The sequence below is a fragment of the Microbacterium sp. Leaf351 genome (genome assembly GCF_001423825.1).
In the GTDB taxonomy this organism is placed as follows: domain Bacteria; phylum Actinomycetota; class Actinomycetes; order Actinomycetales; family Microbacteriaceae; genus Microbacterium; species Microbacterium ginsengisoli.
Window position 1 is genome coordinate 40499 of sequence record NZ_LMPK01000012.1, and the last position, 1482, is coordinate 41980.

Consider the following 1482-nt stretch of genomic DNA (forward strand, 5'->3'; position numbering starts at 1 on the left):
CATGACCGGCTCCGCGGACCTCCCGCACCCTGATCGCTCCGAGATCACTCTGACCGGCGTGCTCTTCGCCCTCAGCGACCCTGACCGGCTCGACATCGCCCGCCAGCTCGTCGATGGACCGCTCGACATGGCCGCCTGCCATCTCAGCGACCCGACGATCCCGAAGTCGACGAAGTCGCACCTCATGAAGGTGCTGCGCGAAGCCGGTGTCATCCGCAACGACCCGCAGGGCCGTGGTCGCCGGCTCACCCTGCGCGACGACGACCTCAACGCGCTCTTCCCCGGTGTGCTCGACGCCGTGCTCGGTGCCGCGCGGGTCGCGCCCGAGGCTCGGGTCTAGCGAACGCCTCATCGAGCTCGGATCGACCCGCCGCGGAAGGGATACTGAGCGGGTGACCTCCCCCAGCCCCGGCACTCGCCCCTCCACGCGCGCAGTCGTGTTCGGTGGGGGTGGGTCGACGGGCAACGCGTGGTCGATCGGCGTCGTGCACGCGCTGGCAGCGCACCGGGTCGATGTGACGTCGGCGCACCTCACGATCGGCACCTCGGCGGGCGCCACTGTCGCGGCGCAGCTGTGCGCCGCCTCCGCCGCCGAGCTCTTCGCGCGCGCCCTCGCGCCCCTCCCGACGAATCGGGCGCCGTCGCCTCCCGCTCGACGGCCGCCCGGAGCGGTGTCAGCGCAACTGGATCGCACGGCGCGCCTGATCGCGGAGGCGGCCGATCCGACCGACCTGCGACGCCGCCTCGGACTCGCCGCGATCGAGCTCGACGTCACCGGGCCGGCCGACTGGCGCGACGCGTGGCGCGCCACCGTGAGGGAGCGAGTGGGAGACGCGTCCTGGCCCGATCGCGAGCTGCGCGTGACGGCGGTCGACGCTGACAGCGGCGAACCCGTGGTCTTCGACCCGCACAGTGGAATCTCCCTCGTCGACGCCGTCGCCGCCAGCTGCGCCAGCGGCCGCGCATACCGCATCGGCGACCGTCGCTACATCGACGGCGGATACCGGCGCAGCTCGGAGAACGCCGACCTCGCCGCCGGATATGACCGCGTGCTCGTGCTCTCGCCCTTCGGCGGCCGAGTGCGTACGCCGACGGCATGGCGACAGGGCCTCGCCCACCAGGTCGACGAACTGCGGGAGTCCGGCAGCATCGTCGAGACGCTCCTGCCGGACTCCGACGTCGAGCACCTGTTCGGTGCGAATGCGATGGATGCCGCCTCCCGCCCTGCGGCCGCACGATCGGGGTTCGCGACGGTCGAACGCCGCATCGACGAGCTCCGGGCGTTCTGGGGGTAGCCCTGTAGGTTCCCGGTCAAGGTGGCGGAGAACTCGGGGATTCCACGCTAATTGGCAGCAGTTTCGTCAGCAGGATTCCGCGCGAAATGGCAGATCCCTACATAAGAGTAGGAAGTCCACTTAGACTTGACGTCCGCCGCCGCCGTCCGATCGCCCGCGCGATCATCCTCCCGTGCTGGGGGTGAAC

2 protein-coding genes are annotated in these 1482 nt (G+C 70.9%); both read left to right on the top strand.

The annotated features are described in order from the left end of the window. Position 1 precedes the first annotated feature (1 nt). Positions 2 to 340: an ArsR/SmtB family transcription factor gene (locus ASG00_RS05110; RefSeq protein ID WP_056207376.1), complete on the top strand. Its 339-nt coding sequence runs from the start codon at positions 2 to 4 to the stop codon at positions 338 to 340. A gap of 52 nt (positions 341 to 392) precedes the next feature. Next, on the top strand, positions 393 to 1295 hold the full coding sequence (locus ASG00_RS05115) for a patatin-like phospholipase family protein (protein ID WP_056207378.1): 903 nt from the start codon (positions 393 to 395) through the stop codon (positions 1293 to 1295). Positions 1296 to 1482: the final 187 nt, after the last annotated feature.

Coding starts and splice junctions, on each gene's coding strand:
- ASG00_RS05110 (WP_056207376.1), top strand. CDS start 2: ATGACCGGCTCCGCGGACCTCCCGCACCCTGATCGCTCCGAGATCACT.